This is a genomic window from Photobacterium sp. R1 (assembly GCF_054600795.1).
Map to the genome: position 1 here is coordinate 1 of NZ_BAAHZP010000158.1, position 392 is coordinate 392.

General features: G+C 46.2%; 1 protein-coding gene. It reads right to left on the reverse strand.

From position 1 onward, the window contains the following. Nucleotides 1-122: 122 nt before the first annotated feature. The coding region (locus ACYP03_RS24465) for a hypothetical protein (protein WP_459782441.1) at nt 123-392 on the reverse strand (270 nt) is incomplete at its 5' end.

Here is a 392-nt window from a genome sequence, read left to right on the forward strand (position 1 = left end):
AGCCAAGCATCACAACTTATAGGGTTTGGTAACCCATTCTTATACCGTTCAACATCTTTCTGTTACTGGCAGATTGATGTATCAGTATTAAGAGACGACAGTATGACGCTGAGTATTAAGCATTATTTTGTCAGAGAACACGGCGTTATCTGATTTTCTTTATAACCGCACATCACAGGGTAAGTACCCGCCTGCTTGATATCGGGGGAACCTTCCAGCACATGGTCTTTATAATGGCGCCAGGTATATTCCGCCATCAGCACACAGTAACTGGGATCGGTATCTTGTGCGCACTGCTGTCTTGCCCGTAACAGTGCCGACATCTCTATTTCGCACTGGTAAATCTGGGCCTCATCTTTGTAAAGTGCCCTGCACAGTGACAGAGGCTCCTC